The following is a 26,543-nucleotide window of genomic DNA, read 5'->3' as shown; positions in this document are numbered from 1 at the left end:
AGTCGATGAAAGTTCACATTCTGGATGATTGGTTTGATACTCTGCAGGGCTTGCCCTGTTTTGATAAGCTATCTCTCCATGACGTGAAGGTCTGGACAGACCATGTCGAAGATACCAGCGAATTGGCTGAACGCTTGCAGGAGGCTGAGGCGCTGGTGTTGTTTCGCGAACGCACCAAGATCACCCGCGACTTAATTGAGAAACTCCCAAACCTGAAATTGATCAGTCAGCGCAGCGTGTATCCGCATGTTGATGTGAAGGCATGCTCGGATAACGGTGTGCTGCTATGTTCGAACATGCACGGCGGCACACCCTCATATGCCGCAGCTGAACTGACATGGGCGCTGATCATGGCCGGGATGCGCGATTTGCCTGCGCAGATGGCCTCGGTCAAAGCTGGGCGTTGGCAGGCCGGAGTTGGCAAGACCCTGAGGGGGCGGCAGCTGGGGCTCTATGGATATGGTCGCATCGCCCGTGCCGTTGCCGGCTATGCCGAGGCTTTCGGCATGAATGTGGTCTGGTGGTCCTCGGACGAAGGCCGGGCACGGGCGCAGGCAGACGGCGTGCAGGTCGCAGCAAGCCGCGAAGCGTTCTTTGCCAATAGTGATGTTGTGTCGGTCCATGTTCGTCTGAAGCCAAACACAAACGGCATCATCACAGCGTCGGATTTCTCGCAGATGCAACTGGGAGCGTTGTTTGTGAACACCTCCCGGGCCGGGCTAATCGCTCCGGGTGCTTTGTTGGACGCGTTGAACGCCGGTCGCCCGGGCAAGGCCGCAATTGATGTCTTTGATACCGAGCCGCTCAGCGACCCGAATGACCCTTTGCTATCGCACCCAAACCTTATTGCGACACCGCATATCGGCTTTGTGACCGAGGACGAATTCGACCTGCAATTCGCGGATATCTTCGATCAGGTGAACGCCTATGCTGACGGCGCTCCCATTCACATGATCAACCCCGAGGTTTGGACCAGCGCAGGATAAGATTGGCCGCTATGGGCGCGCCGATGATCACCAGCACGATCCTTGTGAGATGGTGGGTGATCACAAAGCCCAGATCCGCGCCCGAGACGATCGCCAGCACTGTCATCTCGGCCTGTCCGCCGGGGGCAAATGCCAAGAAAGCCTCGACCGGTTGGCCAAAGCCCAAAGTGGTGACAACGGCGGTGAAAGCGGCGGCAAGGATGGCAAGGACGATGACATAGGCGAAGCCTGCTGCAACCACCCGGCGGAGTTCGACCCACGTGACGCCCACGAACTTCACGCCGATCCCGCAACCGATAAAGAACTGCGCTGCAAGGATGGCCTCACGCGGTGGTCGGGTATGAATGAAATCCCCCAGAGATAGGGCTGCTGTCAGGATCATTGGGCCGAGAATAGATGCCCCGAACAGGCCGATCCGCTCACCGCCTTTCCAGCCTATAAGGGCGGCCAGCACCATCAACGCCAGTTCATGTATTGGGAGGTCGCGCGCAGGCTCTCCGATCGGATTGGTGAGTTGGGCATCGTAAAACACCGTTAGAAACAGCGGGGCCAGAGTAACGATAATCAGTACGCGCGTACCGTGGATCAGCGAAAGTGTACGCGGGTTGGCGCCTGCTTCGGCTCCAAAGATGATCATGTCCTGCAATCCGCCCGGCATGGCGGCGTAAAATGCGGTCGTGGTGTCAAACCCCCAGATCCTGCGAAAGAAGGGCACGCCCACCAGTGCGATCAGCAGGATGAAGAACGGGACCAGTGCAATAGATGCGGCCATTTTCGGCAGCTCGGCGAAAAGGGCAGGGGTAATCGAAGCCCCAACTGCAACGCCGAGTATGGTGCGCGCTGCAACCGAGACCTGACCAAAACCTTCCATAGGGGCATGCGCCAGGGCAGCGATCAGACACGCGCTCATCGGGCCGAAAAGAAAGGGCAGCGGCAGGTTCAACGACCAAAATACTCCGGTGCCCAGTAGTGCAAGGACCAGTGTTACGGCCCACTTTGTCAGGAGAGAAGGTGTTTTGTTTTGGGCGGGCAAGGCGCGGCTTCCGACAATATTGACTCGCTATGTATCCAAATGTATACAACTGGACGCAAGAAGACAAGTGAGCGTTCGATGACCATTCAAGACGACCCATTACAGCCTGGTCCACAAGGCAATTCAGCGTATCAACGCCTGCTGGACGAGATTCGGGATGGCACACTTTTGCCTGGCGAACGCCTGCGCGAGATTGAGTTGTCGGAACGACTAGGCGTCAGCCGTACTCCCGTGCGCGAGGCTATCCGGCAGTTGGAGGCCGACGGGCTAGTCACTCATGTGCCACGACAGGGCGCAACCGTACGCAGCCTCGATTACGCCGAAGTAATGGAGCTCTATGAAATGCGCGCGGTGCTCGAGGGAACTGCAGCCCGTTTAGCAGCACGTGCTGCATCGGATGTCGAATTGGACGAGTTGGGCGTTTTGAATGATCGCTTGGCTGAGGCTGGCACCGGTTCGGAAGCGGCTCGGATCAACCGGATTTTCCACGCCACACTTTTGGACGCAGCAAAGAACCGGTTTCTTGCCAAGTCTATGCTGTCTTTGCAAAAAGCGCTGTTGATCCTTGGGCCATCGCAATTGCTGGACGGTGATCGGGCCGAGACAGCAGTGGCAGAGCATAAGCGCGTCATGGCTGCCTTAAAGGCCCGCGATGGCGCAGCGGCTGAAACAGAAATGCGTGCGCATATTCAGGCCGCACAACGGATGCGTATTCGGGCGTTGCAAGAGCGCGACCGGACAACCGACGAAAATCAATAGGTAGACAGGATATGGCCACCCAAAAGGAAGCTTATGATATCGCTGTGATCGGCGGCGGGAATGCTGCCCTCTGCGCGGCGATGACTGCTGCCGAGGCAGGCGCCCGTGTTCTGATCCTCGAGACGGCACCAAAACCCTATCGTGGGGGAAACTCACGCCATACGCGCAATTTTCGTTGTATGCATGGCGCTCCTCTGGGCCCGCTGATCGAAGAATACAGTGAAGATGAGTATCTTGAAGATCTGCTCAAGGTCACTGGCGGCAAAACCGACGAACATCTTGCTCGCCTCGCGATCCGAACCTCCGAAGAATGTCTGCCGTGGATGGAAGAACATGGCGTGCGGTTCCAACCCTCTCTGTCCGGGACATTGTCACTGGCGCGGACCAACGCCTTTTTTATGGGGGGCGGGAAGTCTCTGGTAAACGCCTATTACCGAACCGCTACTGGTTTGGGTGTCGATGTTCTGTACGAAGCTGCTGTCACGCATCTGGAGTTGAATGGTGATCGGATCGAGTGGGTCGATTACACCTATGAGGGCCAGTCGCATCGCATCACGCCCAAAGCGGTCATCGTTGCCTCGGGTGGGTTTCAGGCCGACACCGATTGGCTGACCCGTGCATGGGGTGAGCCTGCAAAGAACTTCCTGATCCGGGGCACACCCTATAACCGAGGCGTGGTTCTGTCCGATCTGTTGGATCAAGGTGTCGACAGCGTCGGCGATCCGACCCAGTGCCACGCCGTCGCCATTGACGGGCGCGCGCCGAAGTTTGACGGCGGTATCGTCACCCGCCTGGACTGCGTGCCGTTTTCAATTGTCGTGAACAAGAATGCCGAGCGGTTTTATGACGAGGGCGAAGACGTTTGGCCCAAGCGCTATGCGATCTGGGGGCGTCTTGTTGCGGCCCAGCCGGATCAAGTTGGCTATGTGATCATCGATGCGAAGTCGCTGAACCTGTTTATGCCCTCGGTCTTTCCACCGCTAAAGGCGGACACCTTGGAAGAACTGGCCGGAATGATGGATCTGCCTGCCGACAAGTTGAAAGCAACCGTTGCTGAATTCAACGAAGCATGCGGTGATACCAGTGGGTTTCATCCGACTGAGTTGGACGGGGTCACGACCTCGGGTCTGACGCCGCCCAAGACGAACTGGGCGCGTCCGATCACCGAGCCGCCCTTTTATGGCTACTCGCTGCGCACCGGCGTGACCTTCACCTATCTGGGTCTGAAGGTCGACGACACAGCGCAGTGCTCGACGTCCAGCGGCAAGATCAAAAACCTTTGGGCCGCTGGCGAAACCATGGCCGGGTCGATCTTGGGGCAAGGTTACTTGGCCGGGTTCGGCATGACTATCGGAACCGTTTTTGGACGCATCGCAGGACGTGAGGCCGCCGCTTATGCAAACTGAACTAATTCAAGAAGCCCGCCGTCAGGCCGAGATTTGCAATGCCTGCCGGTATTGCGAGGGCTACTGCTCAGTCTTTCCATCCCTGCATGCGGAACGCGCGTTTTCCGACGGAGACATAACGCAACTCGCCAACCTCTGCCACAACTGCCGAGGCTGCTACTATGCCTGTCAGTACACAGCTCCGCACGAGTTTGACCTGAACCTGCCGAAAGCTCTGGCCGAAGTGCGGCGGGACAGCTGGGAAAGCTTCGCCTGGCCGCAGCCTCTGGCGCGCCGGTTTCACACTCACGGCGGGGCTATTGCCTTGGCACTGGTAATTGGATTTGCCCTGTTGTTCTGGGCAATTCGCGCCATTGGATCAAGCGGAGGAGAGGGGTTCTATGCTGTCCTGTCCCACAATGCGATGGTCGCAATCTTTGCGCCGGCATTCCTGTTGCCGCTCTTCAGCGTGGCGATCAGCCTAAGGCGCTATTGGGCGGAAGTTGGCGGCAAACCACTCCAAATGTCTGACTTGATGGCTGCCTTCAAGCGTGCCGGCAAGATGCAGGATCTGGCTGCCGGGCATGGTGAGGGATGTAACTTTGAAGATGAAGATCGGTTCAGCCAGGGGCGCCGTCACATTCACCACGCTATCATGTATGGTTTCCTGCTGTGCTTTGCGTCGACCTCGGTGGCGACAGTTATGCACTACGGGTTCGGGTTGCACGCGCCTTACGGGTTCTGGTCCCTGCCAAAACTCTTCGGCGTTTCCGGAGGTATCCTGCTGACTGTGGGATGCGGAGCTATGGTTTTGCTCAAGCAAAAATCTGATCGAGAGCTTGGCGATCCGTCTGCTTGGGGTGGTGACATCGGTTTCATCCTGCTGCTCGGTTTTGTCGGCCTGAGCGGACTGGTCCTTTACGCCCTTGGTTCATCTGCTCTGATGCCCGCGTTACTTGCCATCCACCTTGGATCGGTTCTGACGTTCTTCCTGCTAATGCCCTACACCAAGATGGCTCATGGCTTCTATCGGCTTGCGGCTTTGATCAGAGACGCGCAGCGGAAGAGAGAGATGTCAGTTGGTGCCCAGTGAACAACCAATTCCAAAGGAGTAGAAGAAGTCGAACTTGAAGCGTATTTTGATGCCAATCTAAGCGTTGCTCCACTACTGAGAGTGGCGGTCAACGTCCGGGAATGGGGCGTTTGCTGAGATTGACAGCATCGGCATGAAATGCAGCTTTTTCCGCAGAACGCATTTCCAACTGTCGTAGATTTTCGCATTGCAGCGAACGGCAGGTTCGACGAGCCGTATCGCAGCATCGTTTGCCGACGGTCAATGACTGGTATGGGCCGTGACCAACACAACCACTCTAACTCGAGCAAAATTTGTAGGTGCTCCAATAGAGGAGGTAAGATGGCTCAAACGCAGGTAATTTGTTTGGCGTGATCGCAATTGTCGGTCTTCAGTTCATTCGAAGACGCGGAAATCCGCCGCCCGAATGTCGCAAATTCTAACAAGATGTACGCTCTGACCGACAGTCTCACGCCTCCAAACTTGGTTTCTTCCGCAGATCATCAAGGTTCTAGACCAATCTGAAGGAGGAGACCCATATGCCTGGGAATGAAGATAACATACGGCAGCCCGGCTTACTGCTGGCGCTCGCGCCAATAGTGTTGACCCTGTGTGTGCTTGGGTTGCAACTATTCTATTTCGGTGACTTTACCCCGCACATCCCGTTGTCATTCGGGATCGCGATAACCGGCATCGTTGGCCTCATGTTGGGTCGCAAATGGCCCAGTATCGAAGAGGGCGTGTTCCACGTTATCAATATCTCACTGCCTTCCGTTTCGATTCTGATCACAGTGGGAATGATCATCGGCGTTTGGATCGCAAGCGGAACTGTGCCAACGCTGATCTACTATGGTCTAAAGATTTTGTCGCCTGAGCTTTTCCTTGCCGCAGGAATGGTCCTTTGCTCAATTGTCTCTGTTTCACTGGGCACTTCGTGGGGAACGACGGGCACTGTCGGTTTGGCGCTGATGGGGATCGGTGCGGGATTTGGTATTCCAATGTATTGGACAGCGGGGGCGGTCGTCTCCGGAGCATTCTTTGGAGACAAGATCTCACCTCTATCGGACACGACGAACTTGGCACCAGCCGTAACAGGAACCAATTTGTTCGATCACATTCGGAACATGCTTCCAACCACTGTTCCTTCGATGCTGATTGCACTTGTGATTTACTTTGTCGTTGGCTTAACTTTGATCGACACGTCCCAGGTATCGTTTGACCGCGTTCATGCAATCACGACCGCACTGGATGACGCGTTCTGGATTTCGCCGATCATGCTGTTTCCAGCAGTTCTGGTCATCGTGCTGGCGGTCATGAAACAACCTCCGATCCCGTCACTGTTTGCAGGCGCCGTTGCGGGCGGCATCATGGCTATCTTCTGTCAGGGGGCTGGACTGCATGAGACGTTCACCTTTGCCAATAGCGGCTATTCGATCGATACTGGGGTTCCGGAGATCGATCCCCTGCTGAACCGCGGAGGCATTCAGTCGATGATGTGGACGATTTCACTGGTGCTGCTTGCTCTGGGGTTTGGTGGAGCGCTTGAACGCGTCGGTTGCCTTCAGGCGATCATCAAAGTTGTCATCTCGAAGGTGAAAACGTTTGCCGGCATTCAAACCTCGGCCATCCTGACCTCTGTCGCGACCAACACCGTTGCAGGTGACCCTTATCTGTCAATTGCACTTCCTGGACGGATGTATGCACCGGTCTATCGCGCGATGGGCTATTCCCCATTGAACCTGTCCCGGGCGGTCGAGGAAGGCGGAACGCTGGTGTCCCCTCTAATCCCGTGGAATGCAGGTGGCGCGTTTGTCATCACGGCGCTTGGTTTGGGTATCGCAGACGGCAACTTCGAAAACCTGCTGTATATTCCGCTTGCATTCGCTTGCTGGCTGTCACCGGTCATCGGTATCTTCTATGCCATGACAGGGCTTTTTTCGCCTAAAGCAAGCGAAGAAGAAGTCCGCTCCTGGGAGGAAAGCGGAGAACCTGTTGCACAGATGAGTGCCTAATCCTTCTGCACCAACACCAAATGAGGTGTTGGTGCCCTTCATCCGCCTTGGTCGATACTTGGAGGAGAGCGTATGGACCCGAGAAACTTTGTCCCAAAGGGCGCGGCCAGCTATCGCATAAACTATGATGGGTCGGCCAAGGAAATCTATTTTCTGCTGCTGCCAAAGCTGACCATGCTGGCTTTTAGCGCCGCCGTGGAACCTCTGAGGATCGCTAATCAGGTTACAAACAAAGAACTGTATAAATGGTTTCTGATTACTGAAGATGGAAATCCGGTCTCTTGTTCGAATGGTGTTGGAATTACGCCGGATTTTGCGTTGCACAATCTACCGCGATCTTCGCGGCTGTTTGTTTGCTCGGGAATTGAACCGGCAGAAAGTACGAACCCAAACGTCCTGTCGTGGATCCGCCGCCAAAGAACCTTTGGGTGTAATCTGGGTGGTATTTGCACAGGGGCTTTCGCCCTTGCCAGGGCAGGAGTTCTGTTAGGCAAAAGGTTCACATTGCATTGGGAAAACCATCCTGCTTTCATCGAACATTTTGATGACTTAGAGCCATCTTCAAACCTGTATGAGATCGACAATGAGCTTATGACATGTGGCGGCGGAAATGCCGCAACCGACATGATGTTGGACATGATCGAATCCGATTTCGGAAATGAACTGGCGGTCATCGTTTCGGACATGTGCATTCACTTTCGGTCCAACAATAGTAAAACGCTACAGAAATCAGCCTTTTCGGTCGCTTTGGGTAGTCGCAACCAGTACCTGATCAACGCCATGCAGATCATGCAAGAAAACCTGGAAGAGCCGTTAGATATCTCTGAAATAGCCGAAGCCGTGCAGGTATCTCGTCGCCAGTTAGAGCGTCTCTTCCAAAAGTATGTCGAAACTTCGCCTGTCCAGTTTTATATAGAGCTGCGCGTTTCGAGGGCCTACGCCTTGCTCAGCGAAACCGAGATGGCGGTCGCGGAAATCGCGGCAGCCACAGGCTTTAGCAGCGCGACGCAACTTACAGCACGATTCAAGAAACGCTACGGCGAAGCGCCCACTTCATTCAGAAGAGGGTGGTCTAAAAGACGTGAATAATTTGCGTCTTAACAGGCATAATCTGAACAATGCCGCGATGAAGATCGCACAAGATAAAACCGCGTCGGATGCGGCCTGGGAGGTGGGGTATCAAGGCTCTTCTCAATTCAGTCGCGAGTTCTAGCGGATGTACGGCCAGTCGCCTCGGCAATGGAGTCGAGCGAAGCAGGTGCCCAAACGATTGAATAAAGGAGTACACGGCACTCGATGCTTGTAGCGAGTGTCCGAAAAGTGCGCCGCGCCTGCAGCATTCTGGATTATGGTTAATTGGCTGTTATGAGCGGATGTTGCAGATTAGTTAAATCGCTGGCACATGCAGTTACTCTTCTTGACCGATTCACTTAATGTTGGGGGTCGGAAACTGCGGCGACTTTCAGAGATGTTGAGGACAGCGGTGGTGCTTTCTAATGACAAAGCACCTTACAGGACTAGACACAAATTATAACCGAATCAGACTGGCATCCGCGAAACGATACTTTTGTTTTGCAGGTCCTTTTCGATTGGTTCTCTTTAGAGAATTTGAGCCGTGTTCAAGAGGTCGCTGAAGGTTCATCCAAGTCCAACACTGCTGGGTCGATCATACGCTTGGCAGCACTCATTTCGACCGACTTCCGCATGGCCTTGCTTCGCCGCAGCAAGCGCCGGAAACTTGCTTCGTCAAGCATAAGCAAAGTCGAGGGCGCCAACGCTCGCGCGTTTACCCGACGGGGTCGTTTCATTAGCATGGCCAATTGCCCAAACATTTCGCCACGACCTAACCGTGTGGTATGTCTGCCGAACTCCACTTCGACTGCTCCAGAAGCGATGAAAAACACACTCCGGGTCAATTCATCTTTGGAAAGGATCGTGTCACCCGCGTTGGCGTAGTGGGTACGCAGCGCTCTACTGAGTTTTCGCAGTGAAGCTTTGTCGAGATCAGAGAATAGTGGAAACTGCCTGACCAGATCCCGCCCCTTCAGGGCAATGTCCAGTACAGGACGCCCTTCGGATAAAGCACGTCGTGCCGCCACTTCCTGCATCAACACTGAATAGAGCTCTTCGCCTACCAGGCCATCCTCGCGCATGACCGCGTATTCTCGCTCCTCCAGTCGCAATGCTGTCCTTCGGATGAACCGCCGCTCCAGCTTTTCCGCATAACCTGGATATTGGAGCCGTAATCCTTCAAGCGCTGTCTCAACCGCCTCGGATCGGCGCTCCAACAGGTCGTCTAGCAACTCCGCAACCCGGCGACCGTGGATCCGGCGTATGCGACCACGGACAAACCCATCGAGATCTCGAAGGATCAGACGTTGCATGAGCAGTCTTTCGAACCTGTCCGCTGTTATACGAGTGAGCGGAAACGAGATTCGTAGGCGGTTGCGCAGGAAAACGGCGATCCGAAAATACTTGCTATAGACGACAGATCGATTGGACGCGCGCTGATAGCCGATCCGACCACCGGTCCTTGCGCCTTCAATGAGCCGATCAGCATCGGACAGAATTTTTTCGCTGAGAACGGATGACATGGTACGCTCTCGCATTCGGGCCAATACTGAATCCCGCTCTGCACCAGCCAACGCAATAAGGCCAAGCGTGATCCGGTCGCGATCCAAGATCTCCTCGCTGTCCTCGGCGGCCTTTACAGCCTCGTCGAGGCGTTCGCTAAACTGTTTGGCTTCGTTTCTTACAATTTGGTGGGTCAGGTCGTAATTTTCTGCGGTGCGCGATATATCCTCGCGGACTGATTGCAAGGCGACCGCGACCACCTGGCGCGACAATGCCGTATCAAGCGGAGTGAGTTCGTCGAGCCCTAGCTTTGTGATCACCGTTCGCAAGGTTGTCCCTTGGACAATCAGTGTAAACAGCGTAAAGCCAGTGGCCAAAATACCGACCAGACGCTTGGTTTCGAGCGGTACTTGAGTGCTTTCAGTGACTGCTAGTGCCAATGCCAGAGTCACGGCGCCCCGCAGCCCACCCCAAAGCATTGCGGAGCGATAGGGGCGTTCCACAAATGGCGACAGACCGATTGTCGTGAGCAAGGGCAACAAGCCGAACAGAACCGCCGCCCGCGCCAGTGTTGCTGCAAGAACCACCACTGCCAACAGGCCAAAGTCAGACGGCTGCACCCCTTCCAAAAGTCGCGGTATCAACAATGCTGCAAGAATAAAGATCAGCGCTCCGGCCCAGTGCGCCAGGAGATCCCATACTTCTTGCAGATTTGTCCAAGCGAATGGGGACAAACGACCGGGGCCGGTGAGGTTGAGCGTTAGTCCTGTGACCACCACTGCGATAACACCCGAAGCCCCGACGCTTTGTTCCGCAACGATATAGGCGAGGTAGGGCAGCGCGACAGAAATTGAAATTTGCGCCTTCTCCCAACGGTCTACGAAAGCCATTATCCAAACCGCCATACGCGCCATAAGCCAACCAGTGAGTGCGCCACCGGCGATCAACAGCGGAAACTGCCCCACGGCTTCACTTAGTGATGGATCAGGTCTGCCGAGCATCACAAAGCTCATGAATAGCCCGAAAAGAGCAATCGCGGCAGCATCGTTCAGGAGGCTTTCACCCTCGATTATTCGCGACAACCTGCGTGGTGCGGAGATTGACCTAAAAATGCTGACAACCGCCGAGGGATCAGTTGTCGAAACGATAGCTCCAATCAACAGGCAGGCGACCAGCGGTAAAGCACTTACCCAACTGAGCGCATAGCCAATTGAGAGAGTAGCCACAATCACCGCGACAACGGCCATCATCAGGATGGGCATCCAGTCATCCAGCATCCTGCGCAGGTTCATGCCAAGTGTCGCCTGGAAGAGCAACGTTGGCAGGAAAACATAGAGGAAGACGTCTGACCGGATCGGCAAATCAATAATCGCCTGCGCTCCCGGGTTCAACGCATCCGTCAAGTCAGTATTGAGAAAGAACGTTGCGCCAAGTCCGATCACTATCCCCAGGACCGCTAGGATAACGCTGTAAGGCAGGCGCATACGTGCAGCCAATGGCTCCGCCACGCCGATTACAACAAAAAAAGAAGTGATGATGGTCGTAATGACGACAATGTCCATTACTACGTATTACCTGAGAACTCGAACTAATGAAATCTACTCTTAAACCCTGATCTACCATGTAGATTCGATTTGTGTACTCACACTTGGCAAGAGTTTGCAGTTGTATTGAATGTCAGGACCGAAGGGCCGCAGTGCCACATCAGCGCAGCTAGTGAACGGCTGGAAAGGGCCGATCCCGCATAAGCAATGTTCAAAAATCCATCGCTCGATCGAATGCAATTTTGCAGTGGATCAGAGTTGTATCGAAGACTGGAACCGAAACGTTGTCAGTATTGAGCAGCATACCCACTTCCGTGCATCCAAGGATCAGAGAGTCCGCTCCGGCTGTTACAACGCGTGAAGCGATCTCGACATAGGTGTTGCGGCTGGCCTCGGTCGTGATATCTTTGCAAAGCTCGTCATAGATGATCCGGTGCGTCTCAGCGCGGTCATCATCGTTTGGAACAAGCGGTTCCAACCCAGCCGCTCTTAGACGATCTGTGTAAAACTCCTGCTCCATAGTGAACGCTGTGGCCATTAGCCCAGGGCGTTGAAGTCCGGCAGCCTGTATTGCTTTGGCGGTGGCGTCAGCAATATGGATCAAGGGAATGCCGACACTTTCCATCATCTGATCGGCCAGCTTGCGCATGGTGTTTGTGGCCAGGATCAAAAGGTCCGCACCACCCCGCTCCAGCGCCTTAGCTTCGCGGTTTAGGATGTTTCTGGCGGCGTCCCACGCACCCTTGACCTGTAGCACTTCGATCTCTGCAAAGTCTAAAGACCTAATCAACAACTGTGGCGAATAGCCTTTTTCGTGGGGTCGCCATCTATCTCGCCGAGATAGTCCAGATCGTAATCCCGTGCGATGCATACTAGCTCGCGTGCAATACCCTGCATCACAACAGGCTCTTCCGTTTTGGCTTCGGCAAAACCCGGAAGCGTTCGCCAGACTGTATAGTCCGTGGTCTCAACTCCGTAAAATTTGTCGAATCCGTGATTCGTTGGATAGCGCCCCTCGGTCCAGTCAAGGTTCCACTTGCCGTACATAGCTGTGTTGTAGCCTACGACCTTCAGCATCTCTGCAATTGTGATTTCCCACTGAGTCAGACCGTAATCGCCACCCCCAACTGGGACGGTATGGTTGACCGTAACGTCCTGTCATGGGCACTGCGCAGGACGGTGTGCACTCGCTTCCCACGATGAAGTTCGTGAGTCGAAATCCTTCCGCAGCGAGGGCGTCCATCTCGGGGGTCGCCGCGACACGGATTATGCCGCCTCCTTGAGCCCAGGTTCGCCCCAGCCAAAATTATCTTGAAATATGAATATGATGTTGGGCCTATCTTGAGCTGAAACGACCGAGGCAAATAAAAAGGGATAAGGACATTAGGAATGTTCGCGACAACTTCTTTACTGCAAGGCCTCCGATCAAGGTCTCGGTTTCAAGACTGGCGAGCCAAGTCACCAGTCGTCAAGAACGTGCACTCGTAGGGGTGCTTTTTACCGCGTCTGAGCGTCAAAGTTATGGGCGAAGCTGCGGCCCGGGACTAGTCGAGCCTCACCTGGGATTTCTTAAGCTCACATAAGAAAAACCTTTGTTTTCCTTGACGAACAGCCGGGTCAGATGTTGCCATAGACTAGAATTCAGCTCGGCTGGGAGGTTCAAATGAAGTTTTTTCTTAAGACATCGACAGCAATAGTTTCCATAGCGTTCATAGCAAGCTCTTCAAATGCTGAAGACGCCGCACAAGGCGGGCAAGTTGGAGAGATGACCATATCAGTTGATGATATGCGTGAACCAGCGCCTACTGATTTTTCGCCATATGCAGGTCGAGATTTTCCTACGCGCCCGCTTTGGGGTGACACTCACCTGCACACGTCAAACTCGCTCGATGCGCGCGGATTTGGCGTAATTCTGAGCCCGGACGATGCCTATAGGTTTGCACGTGGTGACGAAGTCACAACATCGCATGGCCTCCGTGTGAAGCTGTCGCGTCCCCTCGACTGGCTTGTCGTATCTGATCATTCAGATGCCATGGGTGCCATGAATGAGATCGTGGCGGGGAACTCTACACTGATGCGTGACCCAACGCTTCGAGACTGGAACGAACGCCTCAACGCCGGTGGGGACGTTGCTCTGGGTGCAACCATGGAAGTTATTGAAACCTTTGCAGGCATCACCGGGGATGCTCTGCCGGAGGCTGTTTCAGATCGCAGGTTTGTACAATCAATATGGGATGAGTTCACGCAAACTGCGGATCATCACAACGCCCCTGGCACATTCACTGCGTTCATTGGATACGAATGGACGTCCACCGAAGCTGGCAACAACCTCCACCGCAATGTGATCTACCGGGATGATGCCATTCGCGCTCGGCAAATGCTGCCCTTCACAACCGCAGAAACCTTTAATCCGGAACGTTTGTGGGACTGGATGGAAACATATGAACAGGAGACTGGCGGCCGTGTACTGGCCCTTGCCCACAACGGCAACGTCTCTAACGGCCTGATGTTTCCGGTCGAGACAAACCCTGAAACGGGTGAGCCTTTGACAGAAGATTACGCGGAGCGGCGTGCCAAGTGGGAGCCGATGTATGAGATCACCCAAATCAAAGGTGACGGAGAAACGCATCCGTTTTTAAGCCCAAACGATGAGTTCGCAGACTATGAGACTTGGGATAAATCCAACCTCGGACCAACTCCTAAAGAAGACTGGATGCTCCAGTACGAGTATGCCCGAGAGGCTCTGAAGAACGGGCTGAAGCTTGAGGTTCAACTAGGCACAAATCCATACAAATTCGGAGTGGTAGGTTCGACAGACAGCCATACTGCTTTGGCAACGGCGGAAGAAGACAACTTCTTTGGCAAACACTCTGGCGTCGAACCGGAGCCCGGTCGTTGGCAGCACGTCGTTGGTGAGTTCGATACGACAAGAATTCTTGGATGGGAAATGGCAGCGTCTGGTTACGCCGCAGTCTGGGCAGAAGATAACACACGCGAAGCAATATTCGACGCAATGGAACGGAAGGAAGTCTATGGGACGACCGGCAGTCGCATTGCAGTTCGCTTCTTTGGTGGCTGGGACTTTACCGATGCTGATGCTAGGTCTCGTTTGCCCGCCGAAATAGGATATGAAAAAGGCGTTCCGATGGGAGGGGACCTCGCAGATGCAACAGAAGGCGCGGACGCCCCAACATTCTTGGTTGCTGCGCTGAAAGATCCGTTTTCCGGCAATCTCGACCGTGTTCAGATTGTGAAAGGTTGGTTAAATGCCAATGGCGAAGCTGAAGAGCGGGTCTATGACGTGGCTTGGTCGGGAGACCGAAAACTTGATGCGGACGGCAAGCTGCCAGCGGTGGGGAACACCGTGGATGTTGCAACGGGCACGTTTACCAATTCGATCGGTTCTCCAGAGCTGATCAGCGTTTGGACGGATCCTGAATTTGATCCGTCAGTCAGGGCTTTCTACTACGCACGTGTCCTAGAGATTCCCACTCCGAGGTGGACAATTTACGACGCCGTTCGGTTTGGAGACGAGGTGCCTGCCGAGGTGCCTACGTCTACGCAGGAACGTGCTTACACCTCGCCAATTTGGTATACTCCCAAAGGCTGAAATGTGACTAATCCTTGCGTCGTTGCTGTAAAAGCCCGGTAGCTCTTGTCGCTGCAACATCGGGCTAGTCGGTTTGTGCGAACGTCCACCTAGGGCTCTTTTATGCAATGGATAGTGGAGCGGTGGACCGGGCTTTCGCTGCGGTTCGGGGCTTTCAGACCATGCGCCAAGCGTGCTATCGGATCGACGGCGGGTGATCTGATCTAACGACCTGTTTCACTTCAGCACATTGCGGAGTTAGCTTCCAATACTATCAAAATTGAAAGGAACTGCCCTATGTCCCTGTTCTCAAAACTCTTCGGTGGCGCTGAAAAGACCGAACCGGAGCCGGTCTCGTACAAAGGGTTCGAGATATTCCCCGACCTGATGGCCGAGGGTGGCAAATACCGCCTGTTGGCCCGTATCGAAAAGATTATCGACGGAGATCGCAAGACCCACACGGTGATCCGGGCGGATGTTTTCGAAAGTCGGGACCAGGCCGAAAGCTTCAGCATCGCCAAGGCGAAGCAGGTTATAGACGAGCAGGGAGAACGCCTTTTCGGCTCAGGGAATTGGTAACTTGAAGACGGTTCTGTTACCATCTTTTGACCCTTAACCTTCGTAGCGTTAGCGCCTGTGTGGCGACCCGCTAGATCCAGTTGAAGGTTGGATCATGATTTCTTTTGCAGGCGCGCAGTATCGGAAGGACGGGATACTGTTCGCAGTGACCTTTTATGTTCGATAGGGTGTCTTCCAGCGCGACCTGGCAGAAATAATGTGCGAACGCGGCGTTGTAGCGGATCACACGAAGCAAACGCTGGGGTTCTCAGCACTCGCTTCAGCCGTCGCGACACTTGAAGGGGTCGAGGTCACAAACCTGATCCGCAAAGGTCAGCTCAAGCCCGAAATCTGTCTTTTCCAACAAATTGCTGAACTGGCTGCATAAGATAATAGAGATCGCCCAAACAGTTTGGCGCGTCCAAAACTTTGCAACAAAACCGTTTAACAATGATGTTGTTGGCGATCCCCGCGAGGTGCTCTGCCTATGCAATCATTCCCGCGGCAACCAAAGCTGCAACCTTAGCCGTTACCGCTCTATCCGTCAGACTGCGAATTTATGCAATGACCTCTTTGAAAACGCGGTCCGACTTGGCGATTAGGCTTGGATTGGTGGTCATTCAATCCAATAATCCGAAGCCTGTCGGGTCTTTGTTATCGTTTACTTCTGCGGTGTCCTCGAAGAATTTCATCAGGTGCCCTTATCGCGTATTGGGGTGACTTGGATTGTACCTGAAGCTGTCCAGAGGCCCTGCCTCAAGGGCTTGTTGAAGCCAGTGCACAGGTTCAGAACGCGTAGCGCATCCCGAATTCGGTGTAGTTTTGACTCAATGTAAGATCGGCTTTCCGGCTATCACGGATGACACGTTCTGCGTTGGGCAGATCGTTGGTTTTCGCGCGTTGTAGCGCGGTTTCCGGGTCAAATCCGTGCTTAATCCAGCGCTGCTGCAATCTGCTTTCAAGTTCTTCCAATGTGGGGCTGACAAAAACCGTTGCGGCGAAAACATCCTCCAACGTCCTCCACGGGTCGCTTTTCATCAAAAGGTAATTCCCTTCCACAACCACGATCGGAGTTTCTGGGTGAACCGCAATTGCATTGGCGATGGCCAGGTCCATTTGGCGGTCGAACATGGGATGAAAGGATTCATGTCGCGCAGATTGCAGCGCCCCAATTGCCGTGCAAAACCCAACAGCGTCGAAAGTTTCCGGTGCACCCTTTTTTGCCCGCAAGCCTCGGGTTTCCAAAACGCGATTGTCCAGATGGTAGCCATCCATGGGTACGAGCGTGGCCGAAGGAACCGTCGAGCTCTGTTGCGCGTTCAGCGATTGCACAACGGCTTCCGCTAAGGTCGACTTTCCGGATGCAGGGGGGCCAGCGATTGCAACAATCGTCCGAACCCCAGCCTGCCTCCGGGAGGAGATCAGATCGCAAACGTGCTTTGCATCCTGCTCGATCACGCTGCGTCCTCTTTTGGAGGTTCCTTGGCGCCGGTCATGAAGGCCACGGCGTCGGACATCGTATAGTCCTTGGGGTCGATCGTGCAGAGCCTTTTACCGAGCCGGTGTACATGGATGCGATCGGCGACTTCGAAGACATGCGGCATGTTGTGGCTGATCAGGATGATCGGAATGCCACGCGCCCTTACGTCCTGGATCAGCTCAAGCACCTTGCGGCTTTCCTTCACACCCAAAGCGGCCGTCGGTTCGTCCATGATGATGAATTTGGTCGCAAAGGCAGCTGCGCGCGCAACGGCCACACCTTGGCGTTGGCCTCCGGACAACGTCTCGACCGCCTGATTGATTGACTGCACGGTCATCAGCCCAAGCTCTGTCAGTTTTTCGCGGGCGAACTTCTCCATCGCAGACCGATCTAACTGACGCATGTATTTGCCCATGAATCCCTGTTTGCGGATCTCGCGTCCCATGAACATGTTGTCCGCAATCGACAGGGCAGGGGACATGGCAAGCTGCTGATAGACGATCTCGATCCCCATGTTCCGGGCGTCGATCGGCGAGGTGAAGTTGACCTTTTTGCCTTCGATCAGGATCTCGCCTTCGTCCGGGATCGTGGCTCCGCAGATCGCCTTGACGATGGACGACTTGCCTGCGCCGTTGTCACCGATCACTGCAAGTATTTCCCCCTGGCGCAGTTCAAAATCGGAATGGTCGATGGCGGTAACGTGGCCATAGCGCTTCACGATCCCGCGGCCTTGGACGACTGGCGTTGTGTCTGACATTAGCCCGATACCTTTCTGATCCACTGGTCGACTGCGACCGCTGCGATGATGAGAAGTCCGATAAGTAGGAAGGTCCACTGTGCGTCCGCGCCCAGAAGCCTGAGCCCCAGAGTAAAGACGCCGACGATGAGAGCCCCGAACAGGGACCCCAGAATGGAGCCACGCCCGCCGAACAGTGAGATACCGCCAATCACGACCGCAGTGATGCTTTCGATATTGGCCAATTGACCGGATGTAGGTGAAACCGACCCGATGCGCCCGATCAGGGCCCAGCCTGCAAAGGCACAGATCAATCCGGACAACATATAAACCGACATCAGCGTTCTGTGGACGTTCACACCGGATAGTTCGGCGGCTTCGGGATCATCCCCCACCGCATAGACATGACGGCCCCAGGCCGTGTGCTTAAGCGCGTAGGCCAGCACGAAAATCAGAACGAGCATGAATATAACACCAACCGTAAAGGTCGCGCCACCGACGCTGAATTTTGTGCCAAAGAATTGCAGGAACGGGGCGTTGGCCTCGATATCCTGACTGCGAATTGTTTCGTTTGCGGAATACAGGAAGTTTGTCGCGAGAACGATCTGCCACATGCCGAGCGTGACAATAAAGGGCGGCAGCTTTACGCGACTGACCAGCCATCCATTGAGAGCCCCGATCAGGGTCCCCATGGCCAGCCCGCACATCACGGCTATGGGCACGGGGATGCCGTAGCGGAACGTGAACTGACCCATAATGACGGAAGAAAACACCATAATCGCACCGACGCTTAGGTCGATGCCGGCGGTCAGAATGACAAGGCTTTGTGCCGCGGCCACGATGCCGACGATCTGCACCTGCTGCAGGATCAGCGTCATCGCAAAGGGTGAGAAGAACTTTGAGCCCAGCAGAAGGCCGAAAATTACGATCGCGCCAACCAGAACGATCAAGGGCACAAAGGATGGATTGACGTGGAGAAGATGCTGCAACTTCCCCAGAACACCACGCCGGTGATCTTCAAACTCCGCAACGGTTTCTGACGCGTTGGCGGCGGTTTCGAATTCCTGGGCGTTTTGGTTTGCTTCAGACATATCTCCCCCTTTTCGTGGCTGGCATCGCGTCCACGAAATCAGTGTACAGGAAGTTTCGGTTTGCTGGTGAAAGGATTGATGAGGCGCTGCTGCGCGCCTCACCTAAATGAGCTGTCTTTAGCCCCAGCAGAGATCCAGGCCTTCTGCAACCGACAGCGACTCCACCCCATCAACCGGCTGGTCGGTGATGAGCGCTACGCCTGTGTCATAGAAGTCTTTGCCGGGTGTGTTTTCGGGCTTCACGCCCTCTTCAGCCCATTTCTTTACGGCCTCAACACCAAGCGAGGCCATCAACAGCGGGTACTGCTGGCTTGTCGCACCGATCACACCGGCTTCGACGTTTTGGACACCGGGGCATCCGCCGTCGACCGAAACGATCAGAACGTCGTTTTCGCGCCCGATGGATTTCAACGCCTCATATGCGCCCGCAGCGGCCGGTTCGTTGATTGTGTGAACAACGTTGATGGATGGATCCTTGGCCAGAAGGTTTTCCATCGCGCGGCGGCCACCTTCTTCGTTGCCGTCGGTCACGTCACTGCCGACCAGACGCGCATCGGTTTCGTCACCGATGACATTCGGATCCGCCAGGTCCACGCCGAACCCGTCGAGGAAACCCTGATTGCGCAGAACGTCCACTGTCGGCTGACTGACGTTGAGATCCAGCGTCGCGATCTTGGCATCTGCTGCAGCGTCGCCCATTTTAGCCTTTGCCCATTGACCGATCAGCAGACCGGCTTTGTAGTTGTCCGTCGCGAATGTCGCGTCCGCCGAGTCAATCGGGCTAAGCGGCGTATCCAGCGCAATGACCAGAACGCCGGCATCCCGCGCCTGTTTGACCGCAGGAACGATCGAGCTGGTGTCGGATGCCGTCAGCAGAATGCCTTTTGCGCCATCGAGAATGCAGGTCTCAATGGCCTGGACCTGAGTTTCATGGTCGCCATCGACCTTGCCGGCAAACGCCTTGAGCGTCATGCCCAGCTCTTCTGCCTTAGCGGTCGCACCTTCCTTCATCTTGACAAAGAAGGGGTTGGTATCGGTCTTGGTGATCAGGCAAACGGTTTCTCCAGCCGCCTGTGCGGATGCTGCAGCCAAAGTCAGCGCTGTGGCGGATGCGGCAATCTTAAATAGATTTCTCATTTAGTCTCCTCCCAGAAAATTGTTGTGGCCCCGCGCGAATTAGCGACAAGGCGCGCCTCCATCCTCCAATGAAGGTCATGCTCAAGAAACCGTGATTCTAGCCGCCGTGTCAATAAATAAATAAAGTTTATTTATTAATTTGGCTGCGCATCTTTTCATAAGAAAACAAGGCGTTTATGTTTAGGGTAATGGAAAGAGAGGCGCTGAAAATACTAACCGGCGGGGTAAGCCAGAGCGGTGTTCGTGATCACAACGAACGCCTGATTCTGACGGTTTTACAACGGCATGGACCTGCCGCCGGGGCCGATGTCGCGCGGCTGACGGGCCTGTCCCCGCAGACCGTGTCGATCATTTTGCGTAAGCTCGCAAAGGACGAGATTCTCAAACGTGGGACACCTTTGAAGGGAAAAGTTGGGAAACCTTCGATCCCCATGGAACTCAATCCCGAAGGCATCCTGTCGGTGGGAATGAAAATCGGTCGCCGCAGTGCCGATCTTCTTTTGATCGATTTCACCGGCAAGCCACGCCAACAGCTCTCAACGACTTATGACTACCCGCTTCCCGAAGCTGTGTTCGGGTTTTTGGAGGAAGGACTGCAAGACCTTCTGGCCAATGAACCCCAGAAGCTCCGCGACCGGGTATGCGGGATCGGGATCGGTACACCGTTCGAGCTGTGGAAATGGCACGACCTGTCTGGGCTTGCGGCTCAGAAATTCAAATCCTGGAGAAACGTGAATTTTTTTTCCGAAGTGGCCAAGTTCAGCGACCTGCCGGTATTTGTGGTCAATGACGCGACTGCCGCGTGTCACGCCGAACACCTCTATGGCCGCGGGGCCGAGTACCGAGACTACTTTTACTTCTTCATCGGCTCAATGATTGGCGGAGGCGTTGCCTTGAATGGCACCGTATTTGAGGGCAACCAAGGCAATGCCGGTGCCTTGGGCGCCATGCGGACAACGGGTCCTTTGGGTGAGAGCCAGCAACTGATCGACACTGCATCGCTGTTTCTGCTCGAGGATAGGCTGATCGAAGCGGGTATTGATCCGGTAATCTTGTGGAAAAAGCCACAGGATTGGAGCAGCATTTCTCGCTATGTCGAACCCTGGATCGGCACCACGGCACAGGAACTGGCCAAGGCTGCGCTGTCTATTTGCGCGGTCATCGACTTTGAAGCGATTTTCATCGACGGCGCATTCCCACCTGAAATACGGGAAGAGCTGGTCTCACGGGTTCGTCGTTATCTAGCCAACCAAGACAAACGCGGTTTGATTCCTCCGGTTGTCGAAGCTGCAGCTGTTGGAGAAAACGCCCGCGGTATTGGAGCGGCAAGCAGCCCAATTTTCCGTCAGTTTCTATTGAACACCAATGCTGGGCTTTCTGGGATGTAGCCATCCTCAAACAGGCACGCTCTAGCCGCACCAATGCGACTTGTCCCAACGCTACTACAAAGCCCTTACGCGTGTTCTTTAAGTGTTCTGACGCAATTCAAATAACGTCCAAAAAATAGCCAAGTTGCACTTTTTTTAACTTTTTTGTTGCCGAAACCGGTTTCGGAGCGAACAAATAGCTTCAATGACCGCGAATCTTTCATATCCACCGCGTGACCAGTCAAGTAACGCAACCGTCACGGGCCGGGTGAAACTGGACGAATTGGCAGCGCATCTGGGCTTGTCCAAAAGCACGGTTTCGCGCGCGCTTAACGGGTATCCAGATATATCGTCGGCGACTCGCGCGAGGGTTGAAAAAGCGGCTCGGGTGTTGGGATATCGGCCGCTCAGCCATGCGCAGGCGATCCGTACCGGGCAAGTTCGTGCGATAGCTATGGTTATCAACAGCGAGGAGCCGGATCAGCACAATCCCTTCTTGCAGGATTTTCTGGCCGGAGCCTGCGCAGCGGCAAGCAGCCTGGACTGGACCATGACCATTTCCACGGCGACCTCCGAAAAAGATACATTGAAGGTACTGAGCCGTCTTTACGAGGAACGGAAGGCCGATGGATTCATTCTACCGCGGACAGCGGTGAAGGATGCCCGTATTGGCCTGCTGCGCAGTCTTGGGGTACCTCATATTCTGTATGGGCGCACCGGCTATGGACAACCGAACAACTGGGACGAGACTTCGTGGTTCGACATTGCCGGGGAAAGCGCGATGCGTAGCGCCGTTTTGCGACTGAGCGATTTGGGACATACACGCATAGGCTTTGTCGGCAGCGATCCAAAGTTCAACTATGCGCATCTACGCCGTGACGGATATGCCGAAGGTTTGCACGCTGCTGGTCTGCCCTTGGATCCGGATCTGATCCAGGAAGGGGCGCGCACGCGTGAAGATGGTGCGGCTCAGGGACGGGTGCTGATGGCCTTGGATCAACCTCCAACGGCGATTGTCTTTGCGACCGATCTGGCCGCGCTTGGATTCTGCGCGGATGCACAGGATCAGGGGTTCGAGATCGGGCGCGACATATCAGTGATTGGCTATGACGGCATTCCTGAATGCCGCTACGCGCGCCCTGCACTGACCACATTTTCAGTCGACTCACGCGCGGCCGGTGAACGGCTGGCGACCTTGCTGATCCAGCAAATCCGTGGCGAAGCGGCTGCAGACTTGCGAGAGCTGGCCGAGGCCACCCTGATCGGAGGTGACTCGGACGGGCCACCAAACCTGACGTCACACGAATTGGCGCAGAAACTAAACCATCTGACGTGAACATAACCGGGGAGGACACCGATGAAACTAACACCCAAAGCTGCGAAGCTGATGCTTGGCTCGTCACTTGCGCTGGCGCTGACAGCGCTATCCGTTCAGGCCGACACGATCCGTTTTTGGACCACCGAGGAGCAACCTGAACGTCTGGCCAAACAGCAAGAGATGGCGGACCAGTTTAAAGCCGAAACCGGTACCACGGTTGAGGTGATCCCGGTCACCGAGAGCGATTTGGGCACGCGCGCGACGGCCGCATTTGCTGCGGGCGACCTGCCGGATGTTGTCTATCACACGCTGCAATACGCCTTGCCTTGGGCCGAGGCTGGTATTCTGGACACCGAAGCTGCGACCGAAGTGATAGAAGAACTGGGTGCTGACACTTTTGCCCCCGGTGCCTTGGCGATGGCTGCGTTCAACGACGAAACCGCCTCGGTGCCAGTCGATGGCTGGACCCAGATGGTGGTCTACCGAAAGGACCTGTTCGAAGAGGCCGGTTTGGAGGCCCCCGACAGCTTTGCCGATATTCAGGCAGCGCTTGAGACTCTGCATAACCCGCCGGAAATGTACGGTTTTGTCTCGGCAACCAAGGTCGACGAGAACTTCATGAGCCAGGTGCTGGAGCATGTGTTCCTAGCCAATGGAGTGTCGCCTGTGGGTCCCGATGGGTTCCAGCCGCTGGACGAAGCCAAGACCACCGAGGTTCTGGATTTCTACAAAGCAATCTCCAAGGCGTCACCTCCGGGTGAGCTTTTCTGGAAGCAATCCCGCGAGCTGTATTTTGATGGCAAGGCTGCAATGATCATCTGGTCGCCTTTCATCCTGGACGAGCTGGCAGGTCTGCGTGACAGCGCTCCGCCGACCATCAATGACGATCCGACCTCGCGCGATCTGGCCAGCAAGACTGGCATCGTGACCAAACTGTCCGGTCCGTCGAATCCAGATGGCGCGGCCTGGGGTGACGTGCGGTACTTCGGTATCACCAACGATGCCGATACCGATGCAGCGATGGAGTTCGTGAAATTCGCCATGGACGACGGTTACACCCAAACGCTGGCAATCGCGCCTGAGGGCAAGTTCCCGGTCCGTCGTGGGAATGCCGACAACCCGACCGCGTTCTCGGAGGCCTGGGCAGAGCTGCCTGTTGGTGTCGACCGCAAAGCGCCCCTGGGTGAGCTGTACGAACAATCCATGATCGACGAGATCGTTGGCGGTCTGGATGTGGCGCAGCGCTGGGGCGTGGCCGAAGGCCAACTGGCGCTGGCATCGAAGATGATCAACAGCCAGGCCATAAACCGCGTCGTTCGCCAGTATATTGACGACGAGATCGACGCGGCCGCAGCCATTGCGGCGATGAACGAAGAGTTGGCCAAGGTTCAGTAACCACCCGGCACCTGCAGCGGCGTGTGCGCCGCTGCCCCTAAACCCTTCGAGGTAACCCATGACTTCGGCCTCCCCACCGACAGGAACCGGGGCGTTAGCCAAACGCGAGGCGCGTCTGGCCTGGACGCTGCTGGCTCCGACCATCATCAGTGTGTCGCTGGTTGTGATCCTGCCTTTGCTGGCGATCTTCTGGATCAGCTTCAAGCCCTTCACCCTGTCTGACCTGCGCCCGCCTGCTCCGGTCGTGCGTGAAAGCCTGCGCGGATCGGGTGATGATCTGCGGATCGAATACCGCCTACGCAACTCTAGTCAGGATATTGCGATCGATGGCGTGACAGTCCGGGATGTCCTACCCGACGGCGTCACGCCAATTGGCGACGTTGCAGCCCCCTGCGCGCTGAACGGGCAAGAGCTGTTTTGCGACTTTGGTAAGTTGGATGGCGGCCAACGCGAGCGCATTCGCGTTCCCGTTGCGGTCGATGGCGAACCGGACGCCTTCGAAGATCTGGTTGAAGGGTCTGAACCAACAGTCACCGGCAGCGGCCCTAGTGTCCTGACAAATTTCGAGTTCAGCCTGGAGAACTTCGCCCGTGTGTTTGACGGCGACGAGTTTTGGGGCGTGCTTTGGGTCACCCTGTTCTACACTGTCTTCGGCACCATCGGCGCGCTGGTTATGGGCCTGTTCGCCGCCTTGCTGCTTAACAAAAGCTTCCAGGGGCAGGGCTTTATCCGTGGCCTGTACCTGTTCCCCTACGTGGCCCCCGTCATCGCCGTGGCCTTTACCTGGGTCACGCTGTTTGATCCGTTCTCAGGCTCGGCTAATGCGCTGCTGGTGCAGATGGGGCTGAGCAGCGAGCCGATCAACTTCTTCGGGGAACGCCCACTGGCGTTGATCATGGTCACCGTGTTCGAAATCTGGCGTTACTTCCCGCTGTCCTTCCTGTTCATTCTGGCGCGGATGCAGTCCATCGACTCCAGCATGTACGAAGCGGCGGATATGGATGGGGCCTCACCGTTCCAGAAGTTCTGGCTGCTGAGCATCCCGCAATTGCTGGGCATCCTGTCGGTCCTGTTCCTTCTGCGCTTCATTTGGACGTTCAACAAGTTCGACGACATCTTCCTGCTTACCGGAGGCAACGCGGGCACCCGCACCCTGACTGTGAACGTTTATGAACAGGCCTTTGCGGTATCGAACATTGGGGCAGGCGCGGCCGTGGCCGTGGTCATCCTGATGTGCCTGATCGCCTTCAGCTTTGTCTTCTTCAAATTCATCAGCCGTGAGGAGGGTCTGTGATGCGCCAAGGGTATATCACTGGCCCGATCCTGGGCGCGCTGTGGCTGGTGGTGGTCGCCACCACCATTGCGGTCACCATGTCCTTCGCCACGGGCGCGGCCTTCCGTCCGCAGGTTCTGCTGAGCCTGATCTGGGGCGCGTTGGCTGGTCTGGTATATGTCCGCTTTCCCGCTCGTCATGCCTCGGCGCGTCTAGGAGTGTCGGCCCTTTTGGGTCTGACTTGCCTGACAGGCTTTGGCCCGGTTCTGATCGGCTCGGACACAACTCTGCTGGCGTTATCGGCCACCGTGGTTTCGATTGCAGTGGTCATGCATCTGTCGATGGCTGAAATCCTGAAAGAGCTGCCCTTTGGCGAACTGACCCGTCACGAGTTCGAAGACGCCGTGATCAGGTTCTGTACCGGTTTCGGTTATATCTTCTTTACGGCCATCGTGGTCATCCCCTTCTACGTGATGGTGATGACCAGCCTGAAATCGCAGCAGGCGCTGTTGCAGAACCCGCTGGATTTCTCGTTGGATCTGGATCAGGGCTGGGCGCTGTTCCGCAGCTATACGGAACTGTTCCGCGACTTCAATTTTGGCTCGTACCTGTGGACGTCCTTCTACGTCTCGGTGCTGACGGTCTTCATCACACTGGCCTTCAGCATTCCGGGGGCCTATGCAGTCGCGCGCTTCCGGTTCAAAGGGCAAAAGGCCTTCTCGCGCTCGATCCTGCTGATCTACATGGTGCCGATGATCGTTCTGGCGCTGCCGATCTATATCGCGTTCTCGCTGACCGGCCTGCGCAACTCGATCCTAGGCATCGTCATGATCTACCCGGTCACCACGATCCCGGTCGCGCTGTATATGCTGCAGGGGTATTTCCGTGGTCTCCCGACCGAGGTCGAAGAGGCCGGCTTGATGGATGGTCTCTCGCGCTTGGCGGTGATCTGGAAGATCACCCTGCCGCTCAGCCTGCCGGCTCTGGCTTCGGTGTCGCTCTATGTCTTCATGATCGCCTGGAACGAATTCCTTCTGGCTTTCATGCTGCTGGACGATCCCTCGAAATTCACTCTAACCCGAGGCGTCACAATGCTGAACTCTTCGGAAATCCCTCGCCAACACCTCATGGCTGGCGCGGTGATTGCCACTGTTCCAATCATGGCCCTGTTCCTGGGGCTTGAACGTTTCATGACCAAAGGCCTGACGGCTGGCTCGGTCAAAGGATGACAGAA

Annotated in this window: 21 protein-coding genes; 13 read left to right on the top strand and 8 right to left on the bottom strand. The window is 55.5% G+C overall.

Features of this window, described 5'->3' with window-relative positions:
• Positions 1-5 precede the first annotated feature (5 nt).
• Positions 6-986, top strand: coding sequence for a D-2-hydroxyacid dehydrogenase family protein (locus ACR3FB_RS20785; protein WP_480566851.1), 981 nt, complete (start codon positions 6-8; stop codon positions 984-986).
• On the opposite strand, the gene ACR3FB_RS20780 is transcribed toward ACR3FB_RS20785, so the two are convergent.
• A complete protein-coding gene (locus tag ACR3FB_RS20780; RefSeq protein ID WP_480566849.1) occupies positions 955-2,019 on the bottom strand; it encodes an AbrB family transcriptional regulator in 1,065 nt (354 codons plus the stop codon). The genes ACR3FB_RS20785 and ACR3FB_RS20780 overlap by 32 nt on opposite strands.
• 78 nt (positions 2,020-2,097) lie before the next feature.
• Between ACR3FB_RS20780 and ACR3FB_RS20775 the strand changes: the two genes are divergently transcribed.
• From ACR3FB_RS20775 to ACR3FB_RS20755, 5 genes are all read left to right on the top strand, one after another.
• A complete protein-coding gene (locus ACR3FB_RS20775) occupies positions 2,098-2,778 on the top strand; it encodes a GntR family transcriptional regulator (protein WP_170472158.1) in 681 nt (226 codons plus the stop codon).
• 11 nt (positions 2,779-2,789) lie between these two features.
• Entirely contained in the window at positions 2,790-4,184 is a 1,395-nt protein-coding gene (gene tcuA / locus ACR3FB_RS20770; RefSeq protein WP_480566848.1) for an FAD-dependent tricarballylate dehydrogenase TcuA, read from the top strand.
• Positions 4,174-5,256 (top strand): tricarballylate utilization 4Fe-4S protein TcuB, encoded by a 1,083-nt coding sequence (gene tcuB, locus ACR3FB_RS20765; RefSeq protein WP_480566847.1) that lies wholly within the window; start codon positions 4,174-4,176, stop codon positions 5,254-5,256. The genes tcuA and tcuB overlap by 11 nt, the downstream gene beginning before the upstream one ends.
• Before the next feature lie 518 nt (positions 5,257-5,774).
• Positions 5,775-7,247: a Na+/H+ antiporter NhaC gene (gene nhaC, locus ACR3FB_RS20760; protein ID WP_480566846.1), complete on the top strand. Its 1,473-nt coding sequence runs from the start codon at positions 5,775-5,777 to the stop codon at positions 7,245-7,247.
• Between the two features lie 72 nt (positions 7,248-7,319).
• Positions 7,320-8,336, top strand: coding sequence for a GlxA family transcriptional regulator (locus ACR3FB_RS20755; protein ID WP_480566845.1), 1,017 nt, complete (start codon positions 7,320-7,322; stop codon positions 8,334-8,336).
• 530 nt (positions 8,337-8,866) lie between these two features.
• On the opposite strand, the gene ACR3FB_RS20750 is transcribed toward ACR3FB_RS20755, so the two are convergent.
• The 3 genes from ACR3FB_RS20750 to ACR3FB_RS20740 all read right to left on the bottom strand — a co-directional run bounded on the left by ACR3FB_RS20750 (position 8,867) and on the right by ACR3FB_RS20740 (position 12,472).
• Complete coding sequence (locus ACR3FB_RS20750) at positions 8,867-11,383, bottom strand: cation:proton antiporter (protein WP_480566843.1); 2,517 nt, start codon at positions 11,381-11,383, stop codon at positions 8,867-8,869.
• A gap of 193 nt (positions 11,384-11,576) precedes the next feature.
• Positions 11,577-12,122: an aspartate/glutamate racemase family protein gene (locus ACR3FB_RS20745; protein ID WP_480566841.1), complete on the bottom strand. Its 546-nt coding sequence runs from the start codon at positions 12,120-12,122 to the stop codon at positions 11,577-11,579.
• Positions 12,123-12,151: 29 nt separating this feature from the next.
• Positions 12,152-12,472: a sulfatase-like hydrolase/transferase gene (locus tag ACR3FB_RS20740; protein WP_480566905.1), complete on the bottom strand. Its 321-nt coding sequence runs from the start codon at positions 12,470-12,472 to the stop codon at positions 12,152-12,154.
• A gap of 556 nt (positions 12,473-13,028) precedes the next feature.
• On the opposite strand from ACR3FB_RS20740, the gene ACR3FB_RS20735 reads away from it, so the two are divergent.
• On the top strand, positions 13,029-14,975 hold the full coding sequence (locus ACR3FB_RS20735; protein ID WP_480566840.1) for a DUF3604 domain-containing protein: 1,947 nt from the start codon (positions 13,029-13,031) through the stop codon (positions 14,973-14,975).
• Between the two features lie 276 nt (positions 14,976-15,251).
• Positions 15,252-15,533, top strand: coding sequence for an HlyU family transcriptional regulator (locus ACR3FB_RS20730; protein WP_170380651.1), 282 nt, complete (start codon positions 15,252-15,254; stop codon positions 15,531-15,533).
• Between the two features lie 765 nt (positions 15,534-16,298).
• Here ACR3FB_RS20730 and ACR3FB_RS20725 read toward each other — a convergent pair.
• The 4 genes from ACR3FB_RS20725 to ACR3FB_RS20710 form a co-directional block, all read right to left on the bottom strand.
• The gene (locus ACR3FB_RS20725; protein WP_480566839.1) at positions 16,299-16,844 is read right to left on the bottom strand and encodes a nucleoside/nucleotide kinase family protein; all 546 of its coding nucleotides are present in this window, start codon (positions 16,842-16,844) and stop codon (positions 16,299-16,301) included.
• A 122-nt stretch (positions 16,845-16,966) separates the two neighbouring features.
• Entirely contained in the window at positions 16,967-17,749 is a 783-nt protein-coding gene (locus ACR3FB_RS20720) for an ATP-binding cassette domain-containing protein (RefSeq protein ID WP_480566837.1), read from the bottom strand.
• Positions 17,749-18,819, bottom strand: coding sequence for an ABC transporter permease (locus ACR3FB_RS20715; RefSeq protein ID WP_170380653.1), 1,071 nt, complete (start codon positions 18,817-18,819; stop codon positions 17,749-17,751). Before ACR3FB_RS20715 ends, ACR3FB_RS20720 begins: the two co-directional genes overlap by 1 nt.
• Positions 18,820-18,936: 117 nt before the next feature.
• Positions 18,937-19,956 (bottom strand): sugar ABC transporter substrate-binding protein, encoded by a 1,020-nt coding sequence (locus ACR3FB_RS20710; protein ID WP_170380654.1) that lies wholly within the window; start codon positions 19,954-19,956, stop codon positions 18,937-18,939.
• A 188-nt stretch (positions 19,957-20,144) separates the two neighbouring features.
• Between ACR3FB_RS20710 and ACR3FB_RS20705 the strand changes: the two genes are divergently transcribed.
• The 5 genes from ACR3FB_RS20705 to ACR3FB_RS20685 all read left to right on the top strand — a co-directional run bounded on the left by ACR3FB_RS20705 (position 20,145) and on the right by ACR3FB_RS20685 (position 26,538).
• Positions 20,145-21,344: an ROK family transcriptional regulator gene (locus ACR3FB_RS20705; protein WP_170768184.1), complete on the top strand. Its 1,200-nt coding sequence runs from the start codon at positions 20,145-20,147 to the stop codon at positions 21,342-21,344.
• 184 nt (positions 21,345-21,528) lie between these two features.
• On the top strand, positions 21,529-22,659 hold the full coding sequence (locus tag ACR3FB_RS20700; protein ID WP_480566835.1) for a LacI family DNA-binding transcriptional regulator: 1,131 nt from the start codon (positions 21,529-21,531) through the stop codon (positions 22,657-22,659).
• A gap of 21 nt (positions 22,660-22,680) precedes the next feature.
• On the top strand, positions 22,681-24,036 hold the full coding sequence (locus ACR3FB_RS20695) for an ABC transporter substrate-binding protein (protein WP_480566834.1): 1,356 nt from the start codon (positions 22,681-22,683) through the stop codon (positions 24,034-24,036).
• 58 nt (positions 24,037-24,094) lie between these two features.
• Positions 24,095-25,330 (top strand): carbohydrate ABC transporter permease, encoded by a 1,236-nt coding sequence (locus tag ACR3FB_RS20690; protein WP_480566833.1) that lies wholly within the window; start codon positions 24,095-24,097, stop codon positions 25,328-25,330.
• Positions 25,330-26,538, top strand: a complete 1,209-nt coding sequence (locus ACR3FB_RS20685) for a carbohydrate ABC transporter permease (RefSeq protein WP_480566832.1) — start codon at positions 25,330-25,332, stop codon at positions 26,536-26,538. Before ACR3FB_RS20690 ends, ACR3FB_RS20685 begins: the two co-directional genes overlap by 1 nt.
• Positions 26,539-26,543 lie beyond the last annotated feature (5 nt).

This window comes from Ruegeria sp. AO1, from assembly GCF_056535985.1.
The sequence above is the reverse complement of the archived record's forward strand: the minus strand, read 5'-3'. Positions and strand labels throughout refer to the sequence as shown.

Excerpts from the sequence above, each read along its gene's own strand:
- ACR3FB_RS20785 (WP_480566851.1), top strand. The coding sequence starts at position 6 with ATGAAAGTTCACATTCTGGATGATTGGTTTGATACTCTGCAGGGCTTG.
- ACR3FB_RS20775 (WP_170472158.1), top strand. The coding sequence starts at position 2,098 with ATGACCATTCAAGACGACCCATTACAGCCTGGTCCACAAGGCAATTCA.
- tcuA (WP_480566848.1), top strand. The coding sequence starts at position 2,790 with ATGGCCACCCAAAAGGAAGCTTATGATATCGCTGTGATCGGCGGCGGG.
- tcuB (WP_480566847.1), top strand. The coding sequence starts at position 4,174 with ATGCAAACTGAACTAATTCAAGAAGCCCGCCGTCAGGCCGAGATTTGC.
- nhaC (WP_480566846.1), top strand. The coding sequence starts at position 5,775 with ATGCCTGGGAATGAAGATAACATACGGCAGCCCGGCTTACTGCTGGCG.
- ACR3FB_RS20755 (WP_480566845.1), top strand. The coding sequence starts at position 7,320 with ATGGACCCGAGAAACTTTGTCCCAAAGGGCGCGGCCAGCTATCGCATA.
- ACR3FB_RS20750 (WP_480566843.1), bottom strand. The coding sequence starts at position 11,383 with ATGGACATTGTCGTCATTACGACCATCATCACTTCTTTTTTTGTTGTA.
- ACR3FB_RS20735 (WP_480566840.1), top strand. The coding sequence starts at position 13,029 with ATGAAGTTTTTTCTTAAGACATCGACAGCAATAGTTTCCATAGCGTTC.
- ACR3FB_RS20730 (WP_170380651.1), top strand. The coding sequence starts at position 15,252 with ATGTCCCTGTTCTCAAAACTCTTCGGTGGCGCTGAAAAGACCGAACCG.
- ACR3FB_RS20720 (WP_480566837.1), bottom strand. The coding sequence starts at position 17,749 with ATGTCAGACACAACGCCAGTCGTCCAAGGCCGCGGGATCGTGAAGCGC.
- ACR3FB_RS20715 (WP_170380653.1), bottom strand. The coding sequence starts at position 18,819 with ATGTCTGAAGCAAACCAAAACGCCCAGGAATTCGAAACCGCCGCCAAC.
- ACR3FB_RS20710 (WP_170380654.1), bottom strand. The coding sequence starts at position 19,956 with ATGAGAAATCTATTTAAGATTGCCGCATCCGCCACAGCGCTGACTTTG.
- ACR3FB_RS20705 (WP_170768184.1), top strand. The coding sequence starts at position 20,145 with ATGGAAAGAGAGGCGCTGAAAATACTAACCGGCGGGGTAAGCCAGAGC.
- ACR3FB_RS20700 (WP_480566835.1), top strand. The coding sequence starts at position 21,529 with ATGACCGCGAATCTTTCATATCCACCGCGTGACCAGTCAAGTAACGCA.
- ACR3FB_RS20695 (WP_480566834.1), top strand. The coding sequence starts at position 22,681 with ATGAAACTAACACCCAAAGCTGCGAAGCTGATGCTTGGCTCGTCACTT.
- ACR3FB_RS20690 (WP_480566833.1), top strand. The coding sequence starts at position 24,095 with ATGACTTCGGCCTCCCCACCGACAGGAACCGGGGCGTTAGCCAAACGC.
- ACR3FB_RS20685 (WP_480566832.1), top strand. The coding sequence starts at position 25,330 with ATGCGCCAAGGGTATATCACTGGCCCGATCCTGGGCGCGCTGTGGCTG.